The organism is Roseiarcus sp., from assembly GCF_052145395.1.
Classification (GTDB): domain Bacteria; phylum Pseudomonadota; class Alphaproteobacteria; order Rhizobiales; family Beijerinckiaceae; genus Roseiarcus.
On the sequence record NZ_JBKQOT010000229.1, the window covers coordinates 1 to 2,805 of the forward strand.

Annotated in this window: 2 protein-coding genes; one reads left to right on the plus strand and one right to left on the minus strand. The window is 63.2% G+C overall.

The features are described from left to right. The coding region (locus tag ACLP25_RS07790; RefSeq protein WP_442468644.1) for an AAA family ATPase at positions 1–1,184 on the plus strand (1,184 nt) is incomplete at its 5' end. An 898-nt stretch (positions 1,185–2,082) separates the two neighbouring features. Here the strand turns inward: ACLP25_RS07790 and ACLP25_RS07795 are convergent. Then, a partial coding sequence (locus ACLP25_RS07795) for an outer membrane protein (RefSeq protein ID WP_442468645.1) occupies positions 2,083–2,805 on the minus strand: 723 nt, incomplete at its 5' end.

Here is a 2,805-nt window from a genome sequence, read left to right on the forward strand (position 1 = left end):
ACGTGATCGACGAGACGGGCGCCTCGCAGATGTTGTTGCCCGAGGCCAAGCGCAAGAAGACGATCGGCGTCAAGGAGATCGAGGCGACCATCGCGTCGATGGCCCGCATCCCGCCGAAGTCGGTGTCGAAGGACGACACCGAGGTGCTGCAGCATCTCGAGGAGACGCTGAAGCGCGCCGTGTACGGCCAGGATGTAGCGGTCAGCGCCCTCGCCGCGGCGATCAAGCTCGCTCGCGCGGGCTTACGCGATCCGGAGAAGCCCATCGGCTGCTACCTGTTTTCGGGGCCGACCGGCGTCGGCAAGACGGAGGCTGCGCGGCAGCTCGCCACGAGCCTCGGCCTCGAGCTGATTCGGTTCGACATGTCCGAATACATGGAGCGGCACACAGTCTCGCGGCTGATCGGCGCCCCTCCAGGATATGTCGGCTTCGATCAGGGCGGCCTGCTCACCGACGCAATCGACCAGCATCCGCACAGCGTCCTGCTTCTGGACGAGATCGAGAAGGCCCATCCGGATCTTTTCAACATCCTGTTGCAGGTGATGGACCACGGCAAGCTGACCGACCATTCGGGCAAGGCGATCGATTTCCGCAACGTGATCATGATCATGACGACTAACGCCGGCGCTCAGGATCTGGCGCGCGCGGCTTTCGGCTTCCACAAGGCGACCCGGGAGGGGGACGACAAGGAGGCGATCGACCGGCTGTTCGCGCCGGAATTCCGCAACCGGCTCGACGCTATCATCCCATTCGCGCGCCTGCCGGAGGAGGTGATCGCCCGTGTCGTCGACAAGTTCATCCTCCAGCTCGAGGCGCAACTCGCCGACCGCAACGTGGTGATCGAACTGACCGACGAAGCGCGCGCCTGGCTGGTCACACACGGCTACGACGAGGCCATGGGCGCCCGGCCGATGGCGCGCGTGATCCAGAGCCAGATCAAGACGCCGCTCGCCGACGAGGTGCTGTTCGGGAAGCTGAAGAACGGCGGCGTGGTGAAGGTCGTCGTGACCGGCGACGAGACCGGCGAGAAGAAGCTCGGCTTTGTCTATCCGGAAGGCCCGGCCGCGCCGCGCATGGAGCGGGACATCATGCTCGCGGCGAAAGCCCGGGGTCGGTCAAGGAAGCGCGTCGAGCCCGCCGCCGAGGGGCCGGCCGACAAGGCGCCGGAACCCGAGACGCCTTGAGGCCTGCGCGCGGACTTCGCAAGTTTCCCGTGGCGCCGCAGGGAGCAGAAGGCGACGTCATGCGGGTGCCGCGTTCCTTTCGCGAATTGTGACCGAGCGTGACTGATTTTACGCTCTTCGAACGCCCCGCGCGAGTTAGTGTCACGAGTCGATCCATGAGCCAAGAGAGGCGGCCGCCCGGACGCCGCCGGCGCGAGACATAAGGACTTCCTCGGGCGTCCGCGGAGCGAGGCGCATTCAGGCGCCGTTCGGCGTCATTCAGCGTGCCTTCGACACGCGTTCGGCGCTGGATTTGACGCTCTTATTCACCCGTGAATCGTGACTTTTCAACGCGTTGCACTTGAGTTCGCGAAAAAATTTCCGCGCGAATCTTGTTCACCATCCGGCCCATCCCCAACAAAGCGGCCGCGTCCTGTCCAAGACGGCGTCGATCCAATTGCGCTTCGTCTGATGCTCGCATGAACGGATCATAGCGTTATTTCTGGTTTTCCGCAATCAAGATTCGCGCCCATTCACGCGCGCGGAGCACGCGGGCGCCTTTCTTCGCCACGATCAAGGCGAAAACCGACGAATCCGGGCGGCGCTGGCGATATTCTCGTCGAGGCGCGCGAAGGGCGGGTGAGGCTTTGACCATCGCGACCCGATTTCATCGTGCTTTAGCGAGCTTCTCGGAGGTAGCGTAGCGACCGTCCGCGACCGCCCAGCCTTCGCGGGATTTAACTCGCGTAGGAGAACGAACAGACCCGTCGCCGGGTCTCATGCCCGAAGAGCATCAGGGACAGAGGCAAAATCGGCGCGATCTGGTCCAAAAAAGGCGCGCGCCCATCTGATCAAAGAAAACCGCGGCCATGACTTTCGCCATGGCCGCGGTCCCGAGTTTTAGCTCAGATCGTTGCGATCAGAACTTGTAGTTGACGCCGGCGCGGAAGATCGACGCGTCGTAATTGATCTTGGCCGTCGCATAGGTTCCCGGCAAGAGGGTGGCGGCGGCGAGGTTTGCGGTCGTGTTGATGGTGTTGCTGCCAAGGTTGACGTAGAGATATTCGCCCCTGATCGTGATGTTATTCGTGAGCGCGTATTCAACACCGCCACCAACCGTCCAGCCGGTGCGAGTGGAGCTCGGATTGCCACTCCAATAAAGTCCCGTCGCGTCATAGACGCTGAAGTTCGAGCTTCCGCCGGCATAGGCGAAACCGCCCGTGCCGTAGATCATCAGGCGGTTGTCCGGCGTAACGACCCAACCGAGGCGAGCGCGGACCGTTCCCAGCCAATCCAGGCTCGCCTTGGCGTGCACATTCAGCGTGTCGCCCAGGACGGCTGTCGGCACCGCAACGCCATTAACAATGGAGCCGAACGGAGCGCTGGTGTAGTTGAATGTCTTGCTCAGGCTCGTCCCGTCGAAGTCGGCCTCGCCGCCGAGAACAAAAGCGCCCGTCTGCCAATTGTAGCCGACCTGGCCGCCGCCGATGAAGCCGCTCTGGTTATTTCCAATTCCGCCGGGGAAATAGCTCGAGAGCCAAAGGGCGCCGGGGTCAATGAGGGTTGCGTTGCGGCTGCCGCTGCTCCAGATGCCGCCGGCGTTCAAACCGACGTAGAACCCGGTCCAGGTGAACGGCGGGGG